21 protein-coding genes are annotated in these 20013 nt (G+C 41.5%); 10 read left to right on the plus strand and 11 right to left on the minus strand.

What is annotated here, in order from left to right; genetic code table 11:
- Nucleotides 1-26 precede the first annotated feature (26 nt).
- The 3 genes from ACO067_RS00705 to ACO067_RS00715 are packed head-to-tail and all read left to right on the plus strand — an operon-like array spanning nt 27 to nt 2967.
- A complete protein-coding gene (locus ACO067_RS00705; protein WP_421869266.1) occupies nt 27-1631 on the plus strand; it encodes a gliding motility-associated C-terminal domain-containing protein in 1605 nt (534 codons plus the stop codon).
- A gap of 11 nt (nt 1632-1642) precedes the next feature.
- Nucleotides 1643-1975: a YbaB/EbfC family nucleoid-associated protein gene (locus tag ACO067_RS00710; protein ID WP_421869270.1), complete on the plus strand. Its 333-nt coding sequence runs from the start codon at nt 1643-1645 to the stop codon at nt 1973-1975.
- Nucleotides 1975-2967, plus strand: coding sequence for a glycosyltransferase family 2 protein (locus ACO067_RS00715; protein ID WP_421869273.1), 993 nt, complete (start codon nt 1975-1977; stop codon nt 2965-2967). The genes ACO067_RS00710 and ACO067_RS00715 overlap by 1 nt, the downstream gene beginning before the upstream one ends.
- On the opposite strand, the gene ACO067_RS00720 is transcribed toward ACO067_RS00715, so the two are convergent.
- Nucleotides 2951-3160 carry a PspC domain-containing protein gene (locus tag ACO067_RS00720; RefSeq protein ID WP_421869276.1) on the minus strand — a complete coding sequence of 70 codons (210 nt, stop codon included), beginning with the start codon at nt 3158-3160 and terminating at the stop codon, nt 2951-2953. The genes ACO067_RS00715 and ACO067_RS00720 overlap by 17 nt on opposite strands.
- Before the next feature lie 149 nt (nt 3161-3309).
- On the opposite strand from ACO067_RS00720, the gene ACO067_RS00725 reads away from it, so the two are divergent.
- The 4 genes from ACO067_RS00725 (at nt 3310) to ACO067_RS00740 (ending at nt 7454) form a co-directional block, all read left to right on the plus strand.
- Complete coding sequence (locus tag ACO067_RS00725) at nt 3310-5100, plus strand: hypothetical protein (RefSeq protein WP_421869278.1); 1791 nt, start codon at nt 3310-3312, stop codon at nt 5098-5100.
- Nucleotides 5101-5206: 106 nt separating this feature from the next.
- On the plus strand, nt 5207-6184 hold the full coding sequence (locus tag ACO067_RS00730) for a pyruvate dehydrogenase complex E1 component subunit beta (RefSeq protein WP_421869281.1): 978 nt from the start codon (nt 5207-5209) through the stop codon (nt 6182-6184).
- A gap of 70 nt (nt 6185-6254) precedes the next feature.
- Nucleotides 6255-6803, plus strand: a complete 549-nt coding sequence (locus ACO067_RS00735; protein ID WP_421869283.1) for a Crp/Fnr family transcriptional regulator — start codon at nt 6255-6257, stop codon at nt 6801-6803.
- Between the two features lie 78 nt (nt 6804-6881).
- Nucleotides 6882-7454, plus strand: a complete 573-nt coding sequence (locus tag ACO067_RS00740; protein WP_421869286.1) for an NAD(P)H-dependent oxidoreductase — start codon at nt 6882-6884, stop codon at nt 7452-7454.
- 47 nt (nt 7455-7501) lie between these two features.
- Here ACO067_RS00740 and ffh read toward each other — a convergent pair whose 3' ends face one another.
- A complete protein-coding gene (gene ffh, locus ACO067_RS00745; protein ID WP_421869289.1) occupies nt 7502-8821 on the minus strand; it encodes a signal recognition particle protein in 1320 nt (439 codons plus the stop codon).
- A 109-nt stretch (nt 8822-8930) separates the two neighbouring features.
- Between ffh and ACO067_RS00750 the strand changes: the two genes are divergently transcribed.
- A complete protein-coding gene (locus ACO067_RS00750) occupies nt 8931-9398 on the plus strand; it encodes a hypothetical protein (protein ID WP_421869292.1) in 468 nt (155 codons plus the stop codon).
- Between the two features lie 256 nt (nt 9399-9654).
- Here ACO067_RS00750 and ACO067_RS00755 read toward each other — a convergent pair whose 3' ends face one another.
- From ACO067_RS00755 to ACO067_RS00795, 9 genes are all read right to left on the minus strand, one after another.
- Nucleotides 9655-10122, minus strand: coding sequence for a hypothetical protein (locus ACO067_RS00755; RefSeq protein WP_421878254.1), 468 nt, complete (start codon nt 10120-10122; stop codon nt 9655-9657).
- A 104-nt stretch (nt 10123-10226) separates the two neighbouring features.
- Nucleotides 10227-11735, minus strand: coding sequence for a sodium-dependent transporter (locus ACO067_RS00760; RefSeq protein ID WP_421869295.1), 1509 nt, complete (start codon nt 11733-11735; stop codon nt 10227-10229).
- Nucleotides 11736-11738: 3 nt separating this feature from the next.
- Nucleotides 11739-13709: an OPT family oligopeptide transporter gene (locus ACO067_RS00765; protein WP_421869299.1), complete on the minus strand. Its 1971-nt coding sequence runs from the start codon at nt 13707-13709 to the stop codon at nt 11739-11741.
- Between the two features lie 145 nt (nt 13710-13854).
- The gene (locus tag ACO067_RS00770) at nt 13855-14778 is read right to left on the minus strand and encodes a DUF4097 family beta strand repeat-containing protein (RefSeq protein WP_421869302.1); all 924 of its coding nucleotides are present in this window, start codon (nt 14776-14778) and stop codon (nt 13855-13857) included.
- 49 nt (nt 14779-14827) lie between these two features.
- Complete coding sequence (locus ACO067_RS00775) at nt 14828-16909, minus strand: carboxy terminal-processing peptidase (protein WP_421869305.1); 2082 nt, start codon at nt 16907-16909, stop codon at nt 14828-14830.
- 129 nt (nt 16910-17038) lie between these two features.
- The gene (locus ACO067_RS00780; protein ID WP_421869308.1) at nt 17039-18001 is read right to left on the minus strand and encodes an ROK family protein; all 963 of its coding nucleotides are present in this window, start codon (nt 17999-18001) and stop codon (nt 17039-17041) included.
- 116 nt (nt 18002-18117) lie between these two features.
- Nucleotides 18118-18705, minus strand: coding sequence for a hypothetical protein (locus tag ACO067_RS00785; RefSeq protein ID WP_421869310.1), 588 nt, complete (start codon nt 18703-18705; stop codon nt 18118-18120).
- Complete coding sequence (locus ACO067_RS00790) at nt 18698-19192, minus strand: RNA polymerase sigma factor (protein ID WP_421869313.1); 495 nt, start codon at nt 19190-19192, stop codon at nt 18698-18700. Before ACO067_RS00790 ends, ACO067_RS00785 begins: the two co-directional genes overlap by 8 nt.
- Nucleotides 19193-19390, minus strand: a complete 198-nt coding sequence (locus ACO067_RS00795; protein WP_421869316.1) for a hypothetical protein — start codon at nt 19388-19390, stop codon at nt 19193-19195.
- Between the two features lie 127 nt (nt 19391-19517).
- Here ACO067_RS00795 and ACO067_RS00800 point away from each other — a divergent pair, with 127 nt between their 5' ends.
- Nucleotides 19518-19751: a hypothetical protein gene (locus ACO067_RS00800; RefSeq protein WP_421869318.1), complete on the plus strand. Its 234-nt coding sequence runs from the start codon at nt 19518-19520 to the stop codon at nt 19749-19751.
- The gene (locus tag ACO067_RS00805) at nt 19748-20008 is read left to right on the plus strand and encodes a hypothetical protein (RefSeq protein ID WP_421869321.1); all 261 of its coding nucleotides are present in this window, start codon (nt 19748-19750) and stop codon (nt 20006-20008) included. Before ACO067_RS00800 ends, ACO067_RS00805 begins: the two co-directional genes overlap by 4 nt.
- Nucleotides 20009-20013: the final 5 nt, after the last annotated feature.

Genomic DNA, 20013 nt, shown 5'->3' on the forward strand with positions numbered 1-20013 from the left:
GCCGTTTAGTCGTTAAATCATGTAGTTTGATTCGAAGCATTACCCTCATATTGACCATTGTCTCTGCTCTGACGGCACAGGCACAGCACCAAAGTCAACTTGGGAGATTTGCTATTGATTACGACCTTGGATGTGCTCCGCTTACCATCAATGTTACCGCATTGGGCTCTACTGCTGATCTGGAAGGTATCCAGTATGAATATGAAGAAGGTGTAGAATTCAAATCCGACACCTTTCATATCTTCAACAATCCAGGTGATTATCGCATTGTACAAATACAAGGTGATGACGTTACTCCGAAAACGGATACCTTATTCTTTACACTAAGAGCACCTGACGCACCGCAGTATGACCTATTTTATTGTAGCGCAACTGATTTCACCATCAGTTCTTCGGATACCAACTATGATTTTCTAAGATTCAAGTTCGATAACACGGATTCTGTAGATCTGCTAACCAACCAATCAATCACCTACTCTTTTCCATCTGGATCTGGCATGTTGTCTGTAAAGGGATTCTATGATGATGCATTTCCAAACTGTGGTGAAGAAACAAGTTCATTAAATCTCAATGAGGTAGATGCTACTCAACCAGACCAAATGGATTTGATTAATGGCTGTCTCGGTCAGGATTACCTCAGAGTACTTGGAACTGGACTAAATGAAAACCATTTGTATCAATTGGCTTTTGCCATAGACGATGCGTCATTTCAGGTGGTCCATACAGGGATAGTACCCAATGGTGAGTCCCTTTATCCTGTAACAACTAATTCTGGTGACAGTATATGTATCCAACTGCGTACACTCAATGCATGCGATTCTACTACTCTTTTTGTAACGGAACAATGTACAGCGATTGAGTCTTTCACCTCTCTCAATGCGAGTTATGCGAGTTATAGTGGTCGTGATGTGGCGATTACATCTGGAAATGTCCCTGGACTACTCGAACTGTACCAGTCACTCGATGAAAACTACCTGTTTACCAGCACATTCAATGGTTCCACCATCAAACCTCCAATCTCTAATTTCAGACCCACCAGATACAAAATAGTGGAAATTGACACCTGTGGCAATCGGTACGATTCAGCTTTCGTCTCACCTCCCTTTCTCACACTTACGGATAAAGATCTACAGACCAACCAACTCTCATTTTCATTACAAGCTCCAACCAATGATCTTGGCGCTCCTGAAGATTCCATTTTACTTTACAATGAGGACAGCACGACCACACTTACCTTGCCCTACAGCAATAGCGTCAAAATTCCTTCTAACATTGGTGAGTTCATTAATATAAGAAGTCAACACACTTACTCCAATGGCACCCATGTGTATTCTAATGAACTAGAGACAGAAGTGAATATACTGGTTTATGTTCCCGGAGCATTCACACCAAATGGAGATGGGCTCAACGATGAGCTGATCATTTTTGGCCTGCCTACAGCAAACTTTCAAATATTGATATTTGACCGATGGGGAAATGTCGTCCATCAAGCAAATCAAAATCCCGTTTGGAATGGAAAAGACGGCAAGGACAAAGTGAACGAAGGAAATTATTTATACAAACTCAGCTTTGAGTTGGAATCAGGTGAACTTAAATCACAAGTTGGTACTTTTACACTTCTAAGAAACTAAACCTGCAGGATATGTTTGATATGATGAAAATGATGGGCAAACTGAAAGAAGTTCAGGAAAACGTAAAAAAAGCCCAGGAAGGTTTAAAAGACATCACCGCAACTGGCGAATCAGGTGCTGGTATGGTGACAGCTACAGTCAATGGCAACAAAGAAGTCATCGACCTGGAAATAGATGAGTCTCTCATCACCAAAGAAGACTCTGACATGATGAAAGACCTGATCATAGCGGCCATCAACAAAGCAATAAGTGAAGCTGATGTGAAAAGTAAGGAGCACATGAAAAAAGCTACCGAAGGCATGATTCCGAACATCCCAGGCTTTGATCTCAATAACATGGTTTAATGGCGACTGTTGCAGTTGTTATTCTGAATTACAACGGTAGTCACTTCCTGGAGAAGTTTCTCCCCACTCTTATCAACCATTCCTCAGAAGCAACCATCTATGTGGCTGACAATTGCTCTACGGATGATTCTTTAGAAGTATTGCGCAGGTTTCCAACGGTAAAAACCATTGAACTGGCTGAAAATACCGGATATGCCGGCGGGTACAATGCTGCTCTGCGTCAAATCGATGCTGACTATTTTGCTCTGGTCAACTCTGATATAGAAGTAACAAAAAGCTGGCTGCAACCACTGATTCAATTTATGGAGAGAAATCCAGAATATGCCGCTGTGCAGCCTAAAATCAAAGATTACCAAAATCGGGAATATTTTGAATATGCTGGTGCTTCAGGTGGCTATCTTGATTGGATGGGATATCCCTATTGTAGAGGACGTATATTCGATACGATAGAAAAAGACATTGGTCAATATGATACTCGATCTGATGTTTTTTGGACCACTGGCGCATGTTTTATGATCCGTAGGAGCGACTTCCTGCAATTAGATGGTTTCCCCTCGGATTTTTTTGCCCATATGGAAGAAATAGACCTCTGCTGGAGGTTACAAAGTGCCAAAAGAATGTTGGCTTGCATCCCTTCCTCTGTCGTCTATCATGTAGGCGGCGGCACCTTGAATAAGACTAGTCCACGGAAAACCTATCTTAACTTTCGGAATAACCTGCGTCTACTGACCAGAAACCTCCCTAAAAAGCACCTGCTTTGGGTAATCCCGTTGAGAATCTGTCTGGATTGGTTTGCCGGGTTCGTTTTTTGGAAAAAACAATCTTTTGCCCATTTTCAAGCCATACTACAGGCGCATTGGCATGCACTAAAAAGTCTGACTGATGATTTAAAAAAAACCGAGCGAAGCAAACCATCAGGCGTAAAAAGCATCCTGATCCAATATTATTTCAGGAAGAAAAGGGAGTTCAGTAAACTTAGTAGTACCAGATAGAATTATCTCTCCGGCGTAGCATTTTGCGAAAATTCATCACAAACGCAAGTGCCAGATAAATAATGATTGGCGACCCAAAAGTCAGGAAAGAGGTATAAATAAAAAATAATCGTATGCCCGATGTAGGTATTCTGAGCTTTTCGCCAAGACGGGTACAAACCCCAAAAGCATATTTCTCAAAAAACTTTTGCATAATAGACTGGTCATTAATGCCTCAAAGATAACAAAACTGCCTTAGATTTGTTGTAGATGCATTACGAAGTAAGTTATTATTTCCGTATTATTGCATCTTATTACAGGATTCGACCATTATTGTATTTGAAAATCAAAAAAATGATCCACATGCGAAAAATTAACTTTGCTATGGCTTTGGTTGCCGGAGCAATCTTTTTTTCCGGCTGTACGCTGAGTAAAATGATAAAGCTGGCAGCTGACCAAGACTTGCAGGTAACTCCTAACCCACTAGAGGTACACGGCGGTGATGTACCATTCGATGTTTCTGCTGTGCTTCCACCAAAAATGCTCCCAACTGGTAAAGTGTATACAATCAACACTATCTATCAATATGGAGATCAAGAAGTGCAGGTAGGTTCTATTGAATTCAAAGCTGAGGACTTCCCTAATAGTAGTTCTTCAACTTCAAGAAAAACTGAAAGCTTTTCATTCCCATATCAGGATGGCATGAACCCTGGTACACTATACGTAGAAGGTGTGGCAAGCGATCCAAAATCAGGAAAGTCTAAAACTTCTCCTAGAATGGCAGTTGCTCAAGGTCTTATCATGACTAGCGGATTCGTTAAACCAGTTGTATTCAGTTCTTATGCAGATCACGGTTACAACGATAAAGAAGAGTTGGTACCAACCAACGTAAACTTCTTCTTCGAGCAAGGTATTGCTAGACTGAACCCTTCTTTGAAGACAGACGGTACTTCTAACAGAACGAAAAGTAATGATCTAGCAGCATTCATCGCTGAAAAGAACGTTACCAGAACTGTCACGATCACAGGTACTCACTCTCCTGAGGGTCCTGAAAGAATCAACAGTGACTTAGCTGAAAATAGAGCTAAGGCTATAGAGGATTTCTACAGAAAGCAAATGCGTAGATATGACTACAAAGGAATGGCTGACTCTATTAAGTTCATTCTTAAGCCAGTTATTGAAGATTGGAGTGGCTTGAAAAAAGCTCTTGCGGACTATGATGGCATTACTGGTCAGCAAAAAGCTTCTGTAAACGGAATCGTAAACGGTACAGGTTCTTTCGAAGAGAAAGAAGATGAACTGCAGAAACTCGATTTCTATGACAAACTGTTGAAAGAAGTTTATCCAGGTTTGAGAACAGCTAAAACTGAAATTCTTACAGTAAAAGCTAAGAAATCAAACGCGGAGATTGCTGTTCTTTCCAAGCAAGTGGTAAATGGTGAAGCGAAAATGGACACTCTTTCTTTCCAGGAAATGATGTTCTCAGCTACACTCACTCCATCATTGGATGAAAAAGCAGCTATCTACAAAGCAGCTACTAAATCTGGCAATTGGCAAGCACACAACAACCTTGCTGCTGTCTATTTAGATCAAGCTGCTAAGGCAGATGGTTCAGCTAAAACTAAGCTTGTTCAAGATGCGATCACTCAGCTAGAAATCGCAGCTAACAAAAGCCAATCAGCTGTAGTTTCAGCTAACATGGCTGCTGCATATGTTATGCAAGGTGAAAACGCTAAAGCAATGGATGCAATCTCCACTGCTCAAGGTGCTTCTCCTTCTAACACGACTGCAAGCAACCTGTCAGGTATGAAAGGTGCTATTCAAGTAATGAATGCTGATTATGACGGTGCTAGAGCTTCATTTGCAAATTCTGCTAAGTCTGAGACAGTTACTTTTGATAAAGGTCTATCAGAACTACTTGCAGGTAACAATGATGCTGCAAAGAGTGCACTTGGTGAAGTAACCAACAGCGAAAAACTTGGAGCTGAAGCCAATTACCTAATTGCAGTTGCATCTGCTAGAAGCAACAACGCGTCTGACGTAGTAAGCAGTTTGAAAGCAGCTATCAAAAAAGATCCTTCATTGAAGGACAAAGCAATCAACGACTTGGAATTTGCTAATTACACTGATGCCGTTGCTCAAGCGGTTAAGTAATAGTAAATCAAAATAAATAAGGAAAAGCTCTCCATTTTGGAGAGCTTTTTTTATTAATATCAGCCTAATCTTTTAATTTAGCGGGGCAGAAATCAAAGACTAAAACATGCGGGAAATACAATTTAGACAGGCACTGGGTGAAGCGATGAGCGAAGAGATGCGTCGTGATGAAAAAGTGTTCTTAATGGGTGAAGAGGTAGCAGAATACAACGGAGCTTATAAAGTCAGTCAAGGCATGCTAGATGAGTTTGGCCCTAAAAGAGTGATTGACACTCCAATTGCTGAATTAGGTTTTGCGGGACTTGGCGTAGGTGCGGCCGTTAATGGATTAAGACCAATCGTTGAATTCATGACATTCAACTTTTCGTTGGTTGCTATAGACCAAGTGATTAATGGTGCAGCTAAGTTCAAATCAATGTCTGGCGGTCAGTTTAACGTGCCAATCGTTTTCAGAGGACCAACTGGTAATGCTGGTCAGTTGAGTTCACAACACTCACAAAACTTTGAAAATTGGTATGCCAATACACCGGGCTTGAAAGTGGTGGTTCCATCTAACCCGTATGATGCAAAAGGTCTGCTTAAATCATCTATTAGAGATGATGATCCGGTTATTTTCATGGAGTCAGAGCTCATGTATGGAGATAAAGGAGAAGTACCTGAGGAAGAGTATTTGATTCCTATTGGTCAATCTGTCACTGTAAAAGAAGGTTCGGACGTTACCTTGGTATCATTCGGAAAGATGATGAAGGTAGCTAATGAAGCTGCAGAGGAGATGGCCAAAGAAGGAGTACAAGCTGAAGTTATTGATTTACGTACAGTTCGTCCCATTGACTATGCAGCTATTATTGAGTCTGTCAAGAAAACAAATAGGTTGGTAATTGTAGAGGAGGCATGGCCACTGGCATCTATTTCTTCGGAGCTTAGTCACCACGTTCAGAAAAACGCATTTGATTATCTGGATGCCCCTATCCATCGAGTAAACAGTAAGGATTTACCGCTTCCTTATGCACCTACATTGATCGATGAAATTCTTCCTAATGTGAAGCGAACCATTGATGCAATAAATAGCGTTTGCTATAGATAGACGGCTTATTCAAGAATTTTGATATATTCGATAGAGGTACCTTAAAGTACCTCTATTTTTTTGTCCACATATGAGCAAACTACCACTTTTCAATAATACCGAATTGTTTACTGAGCTAAAGCCTCATATGCGATACGATCGGTTTCGTAAAGGTCAGGTAATAGAACAAGCAGGATTCATTTCCAGACGTCTATATATCATAGAAACCGGATTAATTAGAGTCTTTTACAGAGCTGAAGGTAAAGAGGTCTGTTGTCATTTTGCCAAAGAGAGCGAAATCTTAACCGGTATTGACAGTTTTTTCACTGGCAGAGCTTCCATATATACCTCTCAGTGCATCGAAGAGACCACCTGTTACTCTTTGACCAAGGATCAATTACAATGGGCTTTCGATCATGTAGATGGAATGGATCGATTAGGAAGAGAGTTCATCACCTCCGCTTACATAGATCTGGTGGAACGCTATAACTCGCTAGTGACCATGACTGCTCAAGACCGCTATGTAGAGTTCATGAAATCCGAACCTGAGATGCTCAATCGGATTCCTCTAGGCTATTTGTCTTCCTACCTTGGAATGAGTCAGGAGACTTTGAGTCGTATCAGAGCCCAGCGAGTTTGAATACTTGTTTTTTGACTTAAATCAAAAGATCATACACTTTCTCCATCTAATTTCATTTTCTAATTAAACAATTCAGAAATGAAAAAGATTTTAGTCATCTGTGGCCATCCTGACAGGAATAGTCTGAACAGTTCCTTAGCCAACATCTATTTCGAATCAGCTCAGATAAAGTTCAATGTGCGCAAATTGCATCTTCGAGACTTGAAGTTCAATTATAACCTTGAGTTTGGTTACAATCAACGCACTGAATTAGAACCGGACCTTCTCGAGGCACAACAGGACATTAAATGGGCCGATCACCTCGTATGGTTTTTCCCGACCTGGTGGGGAAGCTACCCTGCTGTGTTAAAAGCATTTCTCGATAGAGTATTGCTGCCAGGATTTGCATTTAAGTATAGGGATAACTCCGTGTGGTGGGATAAATTCTTAACCAATAAGACCTCTAGAATCATCTCAACCATGCATACTCCCTACTGGTACTACAGATTGATTTATGGCAATCCATCCATCAAAGCATTTAAGCGGGTAACTCTCGAATTCTGCGGTGTATCAGATGTTAAAACAACCATTTTTGCAGCTACTCAAAACAAAACTCCACCGATCGATCGCTGGAAAAAGAAAGTTGAGCTATTAGGGTATTCAGGACGCTAATAAAAAAGGTCAGAGCCACCTGACCTTTTGTTTTTTCTAATGGTGTTTTATCTCATGAGATTGGAAAGTGCTTTGGCTCCACCCATCTTGTTCATGGTCTTCATCATCTTGCGCATTTGCTCAAATTGCTTCAGAAGTTGGTTGACTTGATTGACACTAGTACCACTTCCCTTAGCAATTCGCTGCCTTCTTGACCCATTGATCAAATCAGGATTTTCTCTCTCCTGTTGGGTCATGGATTTGATGATTGCCTCTATTGGCTTCAATGAATCATCATCAATATCTATATCCTTTATGGCTTTCCCTACTCCTGGAATCATTCCCATGAGGTCTTTTAGGTTACCCATTTTTTTGATCTGCTCCATTTGAGACAAAAAGTCATCAAAACCAAACTGGTTTTTCTTAATCTTTTTATTGATTCTGCGAGCTTCTTCCTGATCAAAATTCTGCTGAGCTTTCTCCACAAGAGACACCACATCTCCCATACCCAGGATCCTATTGGCCATCCTATCTGGGTGAAACAGATCGATAGCATCCATTTTCTCACCAGTACTAATGTATTTGATTGGCTTGGTTACCTCTTTGCGTATTGAAAGCGCCGCACCACCTCTGGTATCACCATCTAGCTTTGTGAGCACCACGCCATTAAAATCTAGTCGTTCATTGAAAGCAGCAGCTGTGTTGACAGCATCCTGACCCGTCATGGAGTCCACCACAAACAATGTCTCCGACGGATCTATTGCTTTTTTAATAGCGGCTATCTCCTCCATCATCTTTTCATCAACCGCCAGACGACCTGCAGTATCTATAATCAATGATTTTTTACCCTGCTCTTTTGCATACTTCACTGCATTCTTAGCAATTTTCACAGGATCTTTTTGATCTGGCTCGGTGTAAACCTCTACTCCTATTTGCTCACCCAGCACTTTGAGCTGATCAATTGCCGCAGGACGGTACACATCACATGCTGCGAGCAATACTGTGCGACCTTGTTTCTTTAACAAATTGGCCAGCTTCCCACTGAATGTGGTCTTACCAGACCCCTGAAGACCTGAGATAAGGATCGTATTCGGATTACCCGTTAAGTCGATTGGTACATTGGTTTCACCCATGAGCAAGGTAAGTTCCTCAGCCACAATTTTAGTAAGCAACTGACCCGGTGATACTGCAATCAGTACATCACGTCCAAGTGCTTTCTCTTTGATGGAATCAGTCACCTCCTTGGCCACCTTATAGTTCACATCGGCATCTATCAGCGCTCGTCTGATTTCCTTTACCGTAGAGGCCACATTGATTTCCGTAATATTACCCTGCCCTTTAAGGGTCTTGAATGCTCTATCTAACTTTACACTAAGATTATCAAACATGAACTATCGTTTTATGAGACTGCAAAACTAATAAACTATGCAATTATCGTAACCTAAATCTGCAAATTCAGTATTATACATAAAGCAGTACCTTGTAATACATAATAACATGAAAAAAATAATTCTCTTTACACTTGTAGCGTTTGTTAGCCTCTCATCCTTTTCTCAGAGTAAGGTAAAATCAAAAGATATTGAAGATAAAACCTGGAAACTGGTGATTAATATCGATGAAGAATTAGATGAAGCTAAGCGAGAGGCTGAGGAAGAAGATTCATTCCTCGGTGAAGTGATTGTCAATTCCGTTTCAGGACTGGTTTCTGGAATTATAGATGAATTGGAGATTTACATGGAGTTTAGAGCCAATGGAGAAGTGAAGGTCACCGTGGAGGCTTTTGGCGAACGGGAAGTGGAGTATTCGGAATGGTCTATAGATAGTAAAGGGAGACTACATATCTCTGATACGGATCGTTTTCAAACGGATGATGACGACTACTGGATGATGGAGGATGGGGTTTTAGTGTCATTTGAAGAAGATGGTGAACTCAATGAGAATGTCTATCTCGTACACATAGAATGAAAAATACCCTTTTCAGGGTATTGACAAATCAACAAATCCTGATTTAATTTGTAAAATCTATTAGTATTTAAGTCAAATATTTATAATTTTACAACGAAATCAGGATTTGATATGAACAACAAAAAAGTCATCAAATTACTTTCGTCACTGACTGCCTATTTTCTACTAATGTTTGGACTTGGCTGTGACCAAAAAATCTTTAGTGAATTGTTCGAACTACAGAACAATTTGGTATCAACCATCTCTTTCGTACTACCTATTTTATAATTGATTTTAGATCTGCTGGCGAGTAGTTAATGGACTTTAATGTCTTGTTATCTCCTTTTCTGTAAACCAGATATTTACCATCTTCCTGGACATAGTACGCCTCTGTGTCTTTATTTTCCTGATAGTGCTTCACAGTTGCTTGGGCCTCTTGTTCCGTGCTACATGCCTTGCTCATATTTGAGCGTTGCACTTCATTAAAAAGCTCCACAAACTTCTCACCAAGACCGAACTCCAGTACAGCTCCTGATAGTACATACTGTATATCACACAATGCATCAGCTACCTCCACTAAATCCCTGTCTTCAATTGCTTGCTGCAGTTCCTTTAACTCCTCAGCGATAAGAGAGACTCTAAGCTCACAGCGATCTGCACCAGGAATCTGAGGATCTTGAAGTACTGGATGCTTAAATGTTCTATGAAATTCAGCTACTTGATTTAACGAATCGATTTTATCCATTTTTATCTTTTTCATTTCTCATTGCCAACACCATGAAATAGACAAATCCACCCACAACAATGGAAACAATAGCAACCATACTGATTATTGAACCTATCGTCATATTAGTTAGTGTTAGCGCAAAACTTATGATACAACCATTTATTTAATAACAAACCTACAACGATTACACTTCCCCATTGAGTGACAATGGAGGCATTGCTGTAGACATCCTTCCAATTCCATGCTCCAGTGTCGGTAAACCATGGGTTAGCACTGTACCCCTGGGACATCCACCAGTAGATTAAGAAAACCGCCATTACTACATTGAAGTAAATGGCGTATTTAAAGTAAGCATTACTTACTTTAAATTCAGAATCAAGATCGATCAAATCAGATTTGAACTTTATCGGGTCATGCAGGGATGTTGCAATGGCGATGAACATTCCACTGACGATCAACCCTAACCCCCATACCCAATCCTGATTGCTGAAAAAATCCAGACTGTAGGCACTTGGCAACCCAAACACTGCGAAAACCACTAGCATCAAGGCAAGAATAGTTCCTCGCTTCAAATCAAGGTTTACAATGTTGGTCTTAAACAATTCCAACATCGGTAAAAAAGAGCTAAATGCCGCCAAAGTGAGCGCTAGAAAGAACACAACGGACATAACAGCCCCACCTGGAATGGTAGCAAATAGCCTGGGAATGATAGTGAAGGTGAGAGCCTGACTTCCTGACTGAAGGTGATTGATGGCTTCTTGCTCAGTACTGGCCAAAGCAAACACTGCTGGCAGAATAGCCACTCCTGCAAGAATTGAAGCAGTATTATTGCCAAAAGCTCCGATGAAGGTATTTAACGTCACATCTTCTTTAGATCTTGAATAAGAGGAGATGGTGATCATTAGTCCCCAACCAGCACCTGTGGACCAGGCAGACTGTGAGAGTGCCTCTAACCAGATAGTAGCATTGCTGAAATCATCCCAATTGATGGCGAACATGTATTCCACCCCCCTCACTCCGTCTTCCATAGAAAGTGCTGCAATTGCCACGACAATTAAAAGGATAAACAAACTTGGAATTAATACCCTGTTGGCTACTTCAAGCCCCTTTTTAACACCCCTACTGACCACAAACACTCCGATGAGTATCACCAAAATGTAAAGTATAACTGTCTGTAGACTTTCGTTGGCAAAGGAATCCCATTGCGCATTGAGATAGTTAGGGTCTTCCACTAGTCGATCGGTCAATGACACGTCATTCACGAGTTTGTCGTACAAATTACCTATCGATACTCCCAAATACTCCAGAGACCAGGCTGTAACAACGGAATAATAAAAGGCAATGCCGAGTGTACAAACGGTAATGAAAAAGCCCATCCAGGTGAGTTTAGGTCCAGCCAATTGGCCGAAGGAACCGATCACCCCGCTACGGTATTTTTTACCTATTGAAAACTCCGCCAGCAACAATGGAATACTCCAAACAAATAGGAACAAAATCCAGAGCACTATGAAACTCCCGCCATACTGACCAGCGAGCCGAGGAAACCTCCACAGGTTACCAGCACCTATGGCCATACCCAATGATGCTAGAATAATGCCCCAACGGTTACTAAACTCTTCTCCTTTGGACATGTACTATTTCTTTGAAACGTTAACTACAGATCTGTAGAGATAGATTAGAATCAACACCAGTATGGCAAGTCCAACTAAGCTACCTCCTATTGGTTCATCCACTAAAGACAGGTTGATTTGGAAGGTGGCCAGTAAGGCAATTAAAATACCCATGAGTGCCTCTCCGGTGATAAGTCCCGATGCGATCAAAAGACCAGAATTTGAAGCGGTATCCTGCTTTTCTTTGGAGATATTATTCTTTCTGAAACTCCTATCAATCAGGTAAGCGATCACTCCTCCTACGAATATGGATGAATCCAGCTCAAAAGGTAAATACAAACCTACTGCAACTGCAAGAACGGGCATTCGGAAACTGCTACCGATCTTTTTGAGGTATTGATCTATAGCAATGATCAATACTCCAATCCCAGCACCAATACTGATAATTACCCATGGCAAATTTCCTCCAAAAATGCCTGTCGCAACGCTCATCATTAATGTGGCTTGTGGTGCAGCGAGCGGGTCGGGATGCTCAACTGTCGGATTGCCAATACCTCTGGATTCTAGCAATAAGTTCAAAACAGGAGCAATTAATAGCGCTCCGGCGATAACCCCAATCATTTGCATAATCTGCTGGTTTCTAGGTGTAGCACCTAACACATGTCCTGCCTTCAGGTCTTGCATGTTATCACCAGCTATGGCTGCCGCACAGCAAACTACCGCGCCAACCAATATTGCACCAGCTGCTCCTCTACTTGGGTCCGAGCTACCCATTAGCAATAGCAGCAACAGAGCGGTACTTAAGATGGTAGCAATGGTCACACCAGAAATCGGATTGTTGGAACTACCAACAAGTCCAGCCATGTAACCAGCCACTGCTGAAAAAAGAAACCCTGCTATAACCATCACAAGTGACATGAAGAGCGTGATGGGTACGTCTTTGATAATGGTGATGTAGATAAAGAACACCGGAACAATCAATACGCCGATCCCAATTAACACCCATGACATTGGGGTATCTAGCTCCGTCCTAAGGGTTTCTGAAACCTTCTGGGCACCTTCTTTAAATGCTTGAACTCCTGATTTGAAAGCTGTGGAAAGTGCCGACCTCAAACTAAGAAGTGCCCAAAGTCCACCAACCACCATAGCTCCAACACCTAAATACCTCATTTTCGCACTCCAAAGTGCTCCGCCCATTGCCTCAGCTGTAACTCCATCAATACTTACAAATTTACCAGCAGCGACCAGCTCAGCGGCTACAGCATCGAACCCATTGGCACCTACATATACAGGTATGGCGATCCACCAGGTAACAACACCGCCCAGAAATACGAGTGTTGATACATTTAAACCAACGATGTAACCTACCGCAACCAATGCCGGGGATAAATTCAGGCTGAAGTAGAGATATAATTTCTGGTTGATAACAGTGGCCTTTTCAAACAATCCATTCCAAAGGCCAAGGGCTTCATAACCCAGTTTGAACAATCCACCGATCAAACCTCCATACACCAGGAACTTGACCGACTTCCCGCCAGTCTGACCCGTTTTTAAAACCTCAGCAGTGGCAACACCCTCAGGGAACATCAGTTTTTCTTTGACAATTAATGCATTTCTTAATGGGATGGTGAATAAAACACCCAATACCCCACCACAAATCGAAATCAAGGTGGTTTCGACGTAATTGAATTCCTGCCAATACCCCATAATAACCAATGCTGGAATGGTGAAAATCACACCAGCTGCCAGGGATTCCCCTGCTGAGGCTGCCGTTTGTACCATGTTGTTTTCCAAAACGTTGGAATTTTTGAAGGCTTTCAAAATAGCCATGGAGATGACAGCAGCGGGGATTGAAGCCGAAACGGTCAAACCAGAAAAAAGGCCAAAATAGGCATTGGCTGCCCCCAGTACTACTGATAGTACGGCTCCTAGAATAATTGACCTAAATGTAAGTTCATTGAGACGGGTTTCGGGACTGATGTAGGGTTTATCCATAGGTTAGTTTTGTTGTATCATTTGAATTTGGAATCTAACAAAAATGTCAATTAATCGAGTAAAAAAAAAGGAGGTACCACAATACATGGCACCTCCTTCGTTTAATTCTTTGCAGATTCTAAATAGTCCGTATTAGCCGCTAGAATCAGTTAGTATATGTCTGATCTCCGCTGGTACTTACGCCAGATATCTCATACTTTCCTCTTCTGATAACTAAGCGATCTTCTCCATCAATACGCCCAGCTTCCAAGTCACCAGATGTAGCTCTTAGATCAAATCCAACATCTTCCAGATCGTTGCGCAACTCCATGTAGATGTTGCCAGAAGTGGACTTGAAGCGACAATCCCCAGAAATGGTAATGTATTCACCTTCTATATTTCCTGAAGTGGATCTGGCGCTGATTGCACCCACTACATCATCCAGTTCAGTATCTCCACTGGTAGTTTCTACATTTAGATCGCCCGTCAACCGTACTACCTCTATATCACCAGATGTAGCTACCGTTCGTAGATTCCCCTTTATCTCAAAATAATTCTGATCTCCGCTAGTCGAACGCATGGATACATCTCCTACGACATTTCTCATCACCACATCACCAGATGTAGATCGAGCACCAACCTCTGCCTTAATCTCCTTTAGGGCCATATCGCCACTGGTAGAGGATACATCAAGAAAGGAACCTTCGTATCCAGTCACCTTGATATCTCCTGAGGAATTATCGATCACCAATTCAACTCCAGTAGGCAACTCCAAATCAAGTCTGGCCAGATCAATGTCATTCCAACCCCAATTTCTATCTCGCTTACGCTCTACTTTGAAAAGCAGGTCATCACCACTCTTCACCATAGCTATGATGTAATCACCTTCATCACCATCTCCTTTGATAATTCCGTCAAAAACCAGTCTACTGCCAGGCACTACCTGTACATCACAAAAGGAGCCAATTATCTTCACTGATTTAACATTGGAGTCTTCGTAGTGCTTTTCAGCAATGATATTTTGGGAAACAGCAATGGTACTAAGGACCATCGCCTGAAACATAATAAGAGCGTTTAGAAGTGTTTTCATAGTAACTGTTTATTAGATTAGATGCCCTCCTTTTCAGAAAGGTTGCATCTTATCCAATTTTAGCCTTAGCCAATTCAGCCAATAAACGCAGCCCTTCTTTTAGATAAGGATCTTCAGACAATTTCTTAGTATGCTCCTCATCCGATAACACTTCACTGTTATTCAAAGAGGTTGATAAATCATCCTGAACATCATTTTGCTCTTCTTGCATTGCTCTGCGATCCTCCAGATTGAGCGAAACTTTGGTCTGACTCCTAATTTCTCTGGCTTTTTCAATATCTGCGACCAGGTCTTTCAGGTCCTGATCTTCATCAAGGTGCTTACCATATAGCTTCTGCAGCTTGTCGATCAATTCACCATCGATTTGATTGGTAGGTTTGAACTTGGCACCAGCGATTTCATCCCATGGCAGTGCGGTCGGTCTACCACTTTCTCCAAAGATTTCATCCTCATAAGGCGATGGAAATTGAATGTCAGGTGCTACTCCAATTCTTTGTGTGCTACTACCAGTAACCCGGTAGAATTTAGCCAAAGTCATTTTTAACTGACCCAATTCCACATCCTCTTGTCGCATATATCGTCCAATGTCAATCAAGTTCTGTACAGTCCCTTTGCCAAAGGTGTTTTCTCCAACGATGATACCTCGCTTATAATCTTGAATGGCACCAGAGAATATTTCTGAAGCTGAAGCACTGTACCTATTAGTCAAAACGGCTAACGGTCCGTCATAGAAGACTTCTCCATGGTCTTCGTCCTTCATCACATCTACAGTATTGTCGGTATTTCTAACTTGTACAACTGGCCCTTGTGGGACGAACAAACCTGTTAGTTCGATTGCTTCTTGCAATGACCCACCTCCGTTATATCTGAGATCAATCATCAGACCGTCTATGCCCTTGTTCTTTAAGCTATCTACCAGTTTTCGGACATCACGTGTGGTGCTTTTGTAATCCTTTACTCCACGATTCATCTCGTCAAAATTGATGTAGAAGCTAGGCACTGTAACTACACCAAGGTTGTAGGTATCATTGCCGTCCATCAATGGAATAATCTCAGCTTTAGCTGCTGATTTCTCCAGCTTGATCTTGTCTCTTACCAAACGCAGGGTATCAGGCAGTGAGTTGATATCTTCATCGTGCTTAATGATTTGTAAGCGTACCACCGATCCCTTTGGTCCACGAATTTTCTGAACCACTTCATCAAGTCTCCAGCCAATGACATCTACAAACTCCCCTTCATCTCCCTGTGCCACACCGATGATCCGGTCATCTTTTTGCAGGTATTTGCTCTTGTATGCAGGTCCTCCAGGTATAATGTCTGCCACTTTGGTGTAGTCCAACTGCTGGGTCAATTGAGCTCCAATTCCCTCAAGAGACAAGCTCATGTCTATTTGAAAGTTTTCTTTAGCTACTGGTGAGAAATAATCCGTATGTGGATCATATGAGCTTGTGTATGCATTGATGAAAGCCTGGTACACATCCTCACTGTTGTACTGGTAAAGTGCCTTTTCTACTCGCTGATATCTCTTGGCTAAGGCATCAGAGATATATTCCCAATCCTTGCCTCCTATCTTGTAACTTAATGACTGATTTTTGATAATCTTTTTCCACACATCGTTCAGTTCCTCACGATTCTTTGCCCAGGGCATCTTATCACGATCAGTTTCAAAATACTCTTCTTCATTGAAGTTGGGCTCTTGATTGAGTAATTCGTGGATGTAGTCCATACGCTCCAATGAACGCTCACGATAGATACTGAACACCTGGTAGGCAAAATCTAAATTCCCTTCTGGAAGGTGGTCATCTATAGTGTACCTATATTTCTCAAAGTAGTCTATATCAGACTGTAAAAAGTAGGATTTATTAGGATCCAACGATTCAAAGTAGTTGTCAAATATCACTGAAGACAAGGAATCATTGAGTGTTACTTTTCTATAATGATATCGGTTGAGTAAATTGACAATGACAAAGGTCTCACTAGCATGCTCTGGTTTTGGTTCGAGTGTCTTGAGCGTGTCCCCATCAAAAACCTGTACAGATTCGACCTGCGCTGAGGAAGTCTCTTGCATGGCCATTTCTCCCACTCCATAGGTCATGATTACTGACCCCAATATCAAAAGCAACTTGTTCATATTTTTCAGATTTTATTCTTGTCCGTTGACAATCTTACCAAACCAACGAAGAAGTACGGAATTAAGTTAGTTAAATTTTACTAACGGCCGGAGGTAATTACGACGAATACCGCCTCATGAGCAACTAACTTAGCTCTCATGATGATTCCATACCAAAGCCGCCGCACCCAGTATTGCTGCATTCTTATCCATCATACCAGAAGGAAGTAATTTCACTTTACCTTGATAGAACGGTAGCAGGTTATCTTCCAAATGCTTTTTCGTTGGTTCAAATATCCATTTGCCAGCTTTAGCTAATCCACCTAGCAAGAAGTATGCCTCAGGATGTGAGAAGGTGGTGAAATTGGCCAGTTGCTCCCCAAGGATACGACCTGTCATTTCAAATGCGGCCTGAGCGATGGGATCACCATTTTCAGCGGCCTGTGTAATGAGTTCTCCATGGAGCTCATGGTATGAATAGTCTCTTAAGACACTTTCATCCATCATATCACACAGCAAAAAGAAAACCGTCCGTTTCAGTCCGGTACTGGAAACGTAAGCTTCAAGTCCTCCTCTTCTACCCAACCCGGTGAGACGCCCGCCTTTTTCAATCATTACATGTCCTAGCTCTCCAGCTTGTGAATCATATCCATAGATCAACTGTCCATTCGCCACAATGCCACTACCAAGGCCAGTACCTAAAGTGATCACCATGAAATCTTTCATGTCGGTTGCATTGCCATAGATCATCTCTCCTATTGCAGCGGCACTGGCATCATTGGTAATGTGAATGGGCAAGTCATACCTCTTCTTCAATTCATCTGTAAACGGCACTACTCCTTTCCACAGCAAATTAGCAGCATGCTCTATCGTTCCTCTATAATAGTTGGCGTTGGGTGCTCCAACACCAATACCAAGCACATCGTAATCGAAATCCAACTGGGACTTCAGTGTTTCTATATGCCCTTTGAGTTCGTCGAGATATAAAGCAAAATCTTTATGATTAGTAGTAGGAAAATCAGTGTGTGCAAAAAGGTTACCTTCTCTATCTACGATTCCCACTTTGGTGAGCGTCCCTCCAATATCTACTCCGATGGCTACTTTTTTAGACATTTGATATGATTTGATTGCATTTATTCAAAAGATGAAATCAAATATATGAAGTTCAGGCCAAGGAACTTATAAATTGACAAAGGGGATTTTCGTGAAAAACAATACAAACGTATGCATTATCGCTCGTAGGCTTCTAACTCATCTACTATTGGTTGTACATCTCTCATATAGCGTCTCATTTTCACTTTGTAAGAAACAAAACTCACAATGATAATATATACCCAGTTGGCATTGGTGACCCAAAACACAAATTCACCAGAGGCGTGATGAAGCAATGAATAGGCATAGGCATTGACTAACAATCCCAGAACTAACCCATAGAGTGGTGAATACTCAATGATCTTTTTGGATCGTCTCAGTTTTTTGAGCCGGTAGGCAGTATAGTCTCTGGCAGATAAGGTGAGTTTCTTGGAAGTATCAAGTGATCGTGACCACAACAGAAAAATGACTCCTACGGCTAGTACCACCACACCAATAATAGACGCATAGAATAACCAGCTTTCTTCTGAGTAAATGAACAATAAGCTTACTAAAAAGATCGCAGTAAGCGACATGTACACAGACGCCATGATATTGGTTCGCCTGACCTTACGCTGATAGGTGGAAATGGATTGATCCATTTGGTGGAGACGATTACTAGTCTGATCACTTACCTGACGACCATTCGATTTCCATATATCCTTCAGTTCATCCAACTCATCCATATTGCATCAGTTTTGTTAACTTTTGTTTGATCCTCCCGATATTTACGCCCACATAGTTGGTGTCCTTACCGATGATTTCTGCTATCTCCTTGTAACTAAGGTCTTCGAGGTACAATCCAATGATTACACGATGTTCAGGTTTTAGCTGCTCAATAGAGTTGAGGAGCTGATTGTATTGTTGTTCTCTTTCTTGCTTATAAATGAGGTCTGAAGTGTCATATTCCAGTGACTCGAGCATGTCATCCGTTCCAGAAGGTCGGCTTTTCTGTTTTCTAAGATGACTGATTGCTGTATTGACTGTCACCCGGTATATCCAGGTAGACAAACTGGAATCTCCCCTAAATTTTGAAATAGCTTTCCAGATATTGATCAGCACTTCCTGATAGACATCATCCAGTTCATCCGAGGCTCCGCAGTAAGCTTTGCACAGACGATAGATGGAAGGCCCTCTTTCTTCTACCAGTTCATCGAATGCTTTTCGGTCCAATCAATTGGTGGTTTTGATCGCCTTGACCATAGATGCTCCTACCTGGCTGGTAAATTCATTGGTGATGGTTTGACCAGCCGACTTCAGACTGTAGGTGAACTTTGGCGCCTGAACATTCGAAAAACTGCTGGTGTAGAATAGCAGAAATGCAATGACTAAACCTAGCAAAATTAAATATGTCCTTAAGTTCTTTCTCATGTGATTAAGATGTCGGATTCAATAACTTAGTTGCGTTGCCTCCAGAATTATTACAGTTTTCTGAAAAAATATTTAGACCGAGTAGAGTGTTTTTGTATTTTAGGACATCACTGAACTAAGATTAACTATGAAAAAAATAATTGTACACGTTGTGTACCTACTGATTATTGGCTTCTTAATCGTTTTATCCAACATCAAATCCTCCGAAGCTCAACAGCAAACTAAACTTGCTGTGGAGAATCAAATAAAGGCCGAAAAATCTGCCGAAGATGCACGAACATCTGCCGCAGAAGCACTCCAGCAGCGGGATATTGCTGAGGAGTTAGCTGCTGAATTAGAAAACTGTAAAGCTGGAAAATGATGAAAAAGATCTTAATGCATGGAGCTTACATATTGTTAATCATATTTCTAATTGTACTCTCTCAAATCAAATCAAATGAAGCTCAAAAGGCCACCATCTTGGCGAAGGAGAATGCTGAAAAAGCCGAGATAGCAGCTGCACAAGCTCGTGATGCAGCTGCACAAGCTTTAATGGAACGAGAGCGAGCGATTGAGGCTCTTAAAGAAGCAGAGGAACAAAGAGTCAGAGCTGAAAAACTAGCAGAAAACTGTAAATGATCAAC

The sequence above is a fragment of the Marinoscillum sp. genome (genome assembly GCF_965229915.1).
Classification (GTDB): Bacteria; Bacteroidota; Bacteroidia; order Cytophagales; family Cyclobacteriaceae; genus Marinoscillum.

Coding starts and splice junctions, on each gene's coding strand:
- ACO067_RS00720 (WP_421869276.1), bottom strand. CDS start 3,160: ATGCAAAAGTTTTTTGAGAAATATGCTTTTGGGGTTTGTACCCGTCTT.
- ACO067_RS00770 (WP_421869302.1), bottom strand. CDS start 14,778: ATGAAAACACTTCTAAACGCTCTTATTATGTTTCAGGCGATGGTCCTT.
- ACO067_RS00760 (WP_421869295.1), bottom strand. CDS start 11,735: ATGTCCAAAGGAGAAGAGTTTAGTAACCGTTGGGGCATTATTCTAGCA.
- ACO067_RS00780 (WP_421869308.1), bottom strand. CDS start 18,001: ATGTCTAAAAAAGTAGCCATCGGAGTAGATATTGGAGGGACGCTCACC.
- ACO067_RS00710 (WP_421869270.1), top strand. CDS start 1,643: ATGTTTGATATGATGAAAATGATGGGCAAACTGAAAGAAGTTCAGGAA.
- ACO067_RS00755 (WP_421878254.1), bottom strand. CDS start 10,122: ATGGATAAAATCGATTCGTTAAATCAAGTAGCTGAATTTCATAGAACA.
- ACO067_RS00750 (WP_421869292.1), top strand. CDS start 8,931: ATGAAAAAAATAATTCTCTTTACACTTGTAGCGTTTGTTAGCCTCTCA.
- ACO067_RS00715 (WP_421869273.1), top strand. CDS start 1,975: ATGGCGACTGTTGCAGTTGTTATTCTGAATTACAACGGTAGTCACTTC.
- ACO067_RS00785 (WP_421869310.1), bottom strand. CDS start 18,705: ATGGATGAGTTGGATGAACTGAAGGATATATGGAAATCGAATGGTCGT.
- ACO067_RS00795 (WP_421869316.1), bottom strand. CDS start 19,390: ATGAGAAAGAACTTAAGGACATATTTAATTTTGCTAGGTTTAGTCATT.
- ACO067_RS00800 (WP_421869318.1), top strand. CDS start 19,518: ATGAAAAAAATAATTGTACACGTTGTGTACCTACTGATTATTGGCTTC.
- ffh (WP_421869289.1), bottom strand. CDS start 8,821: ATGTTTGATAATCTTAGTGTAAAGTTAGATAGAGCATTCAAGACCCTT.
- ACO067_RS00775 (WP_421869305.1), bottom strand. CDS start 16,909: ATGAACAAGTTGCTTTTGATATTGGGGTCAGTAATCATGACCTATGGA.
- ACO067_RS00725 (WP_421869278.1), top strand. CDS start 3,310: ATGCGAAAAATTAACTTTGCTATGGCTTTGGTTGCCGGAGCAATCTTT.
- ACO067_RS00730 (WP_421869281.1), top strand. CDS start 5,207: ATGCGGGAAATACAATTTAGACAGGCACTGGGTGAAGCGATGAGCGAA.
- ACO067_RS00765 (WP_421869299.1), bottom strand. CDS start 13,709: ATGGATAAACCCTACATCAGTCCCGAAACCCGTCTCAATGAACTTACA.
- ACO067_RS00805 (WP_421869321.1), top strand. CDS start 19,748: ATGATGAAAAAGATCTTAATGCATGGAGCTTACATATTGTTAATCATA.
- ACO067_RS00735 (WP_421869283.1), top strand. CDS start 6,255: ATGAGCAAACTACCACTTTTCAATAATACCGAATTGTTTACTGAGCTA.
- ACO067_RS00740 (WP_421869286.1), top strand. CDS start 6,882: ATGAAAAAGATTTTAGTCATCTGTGGCCATCCTGACAGGAATAGTCTG.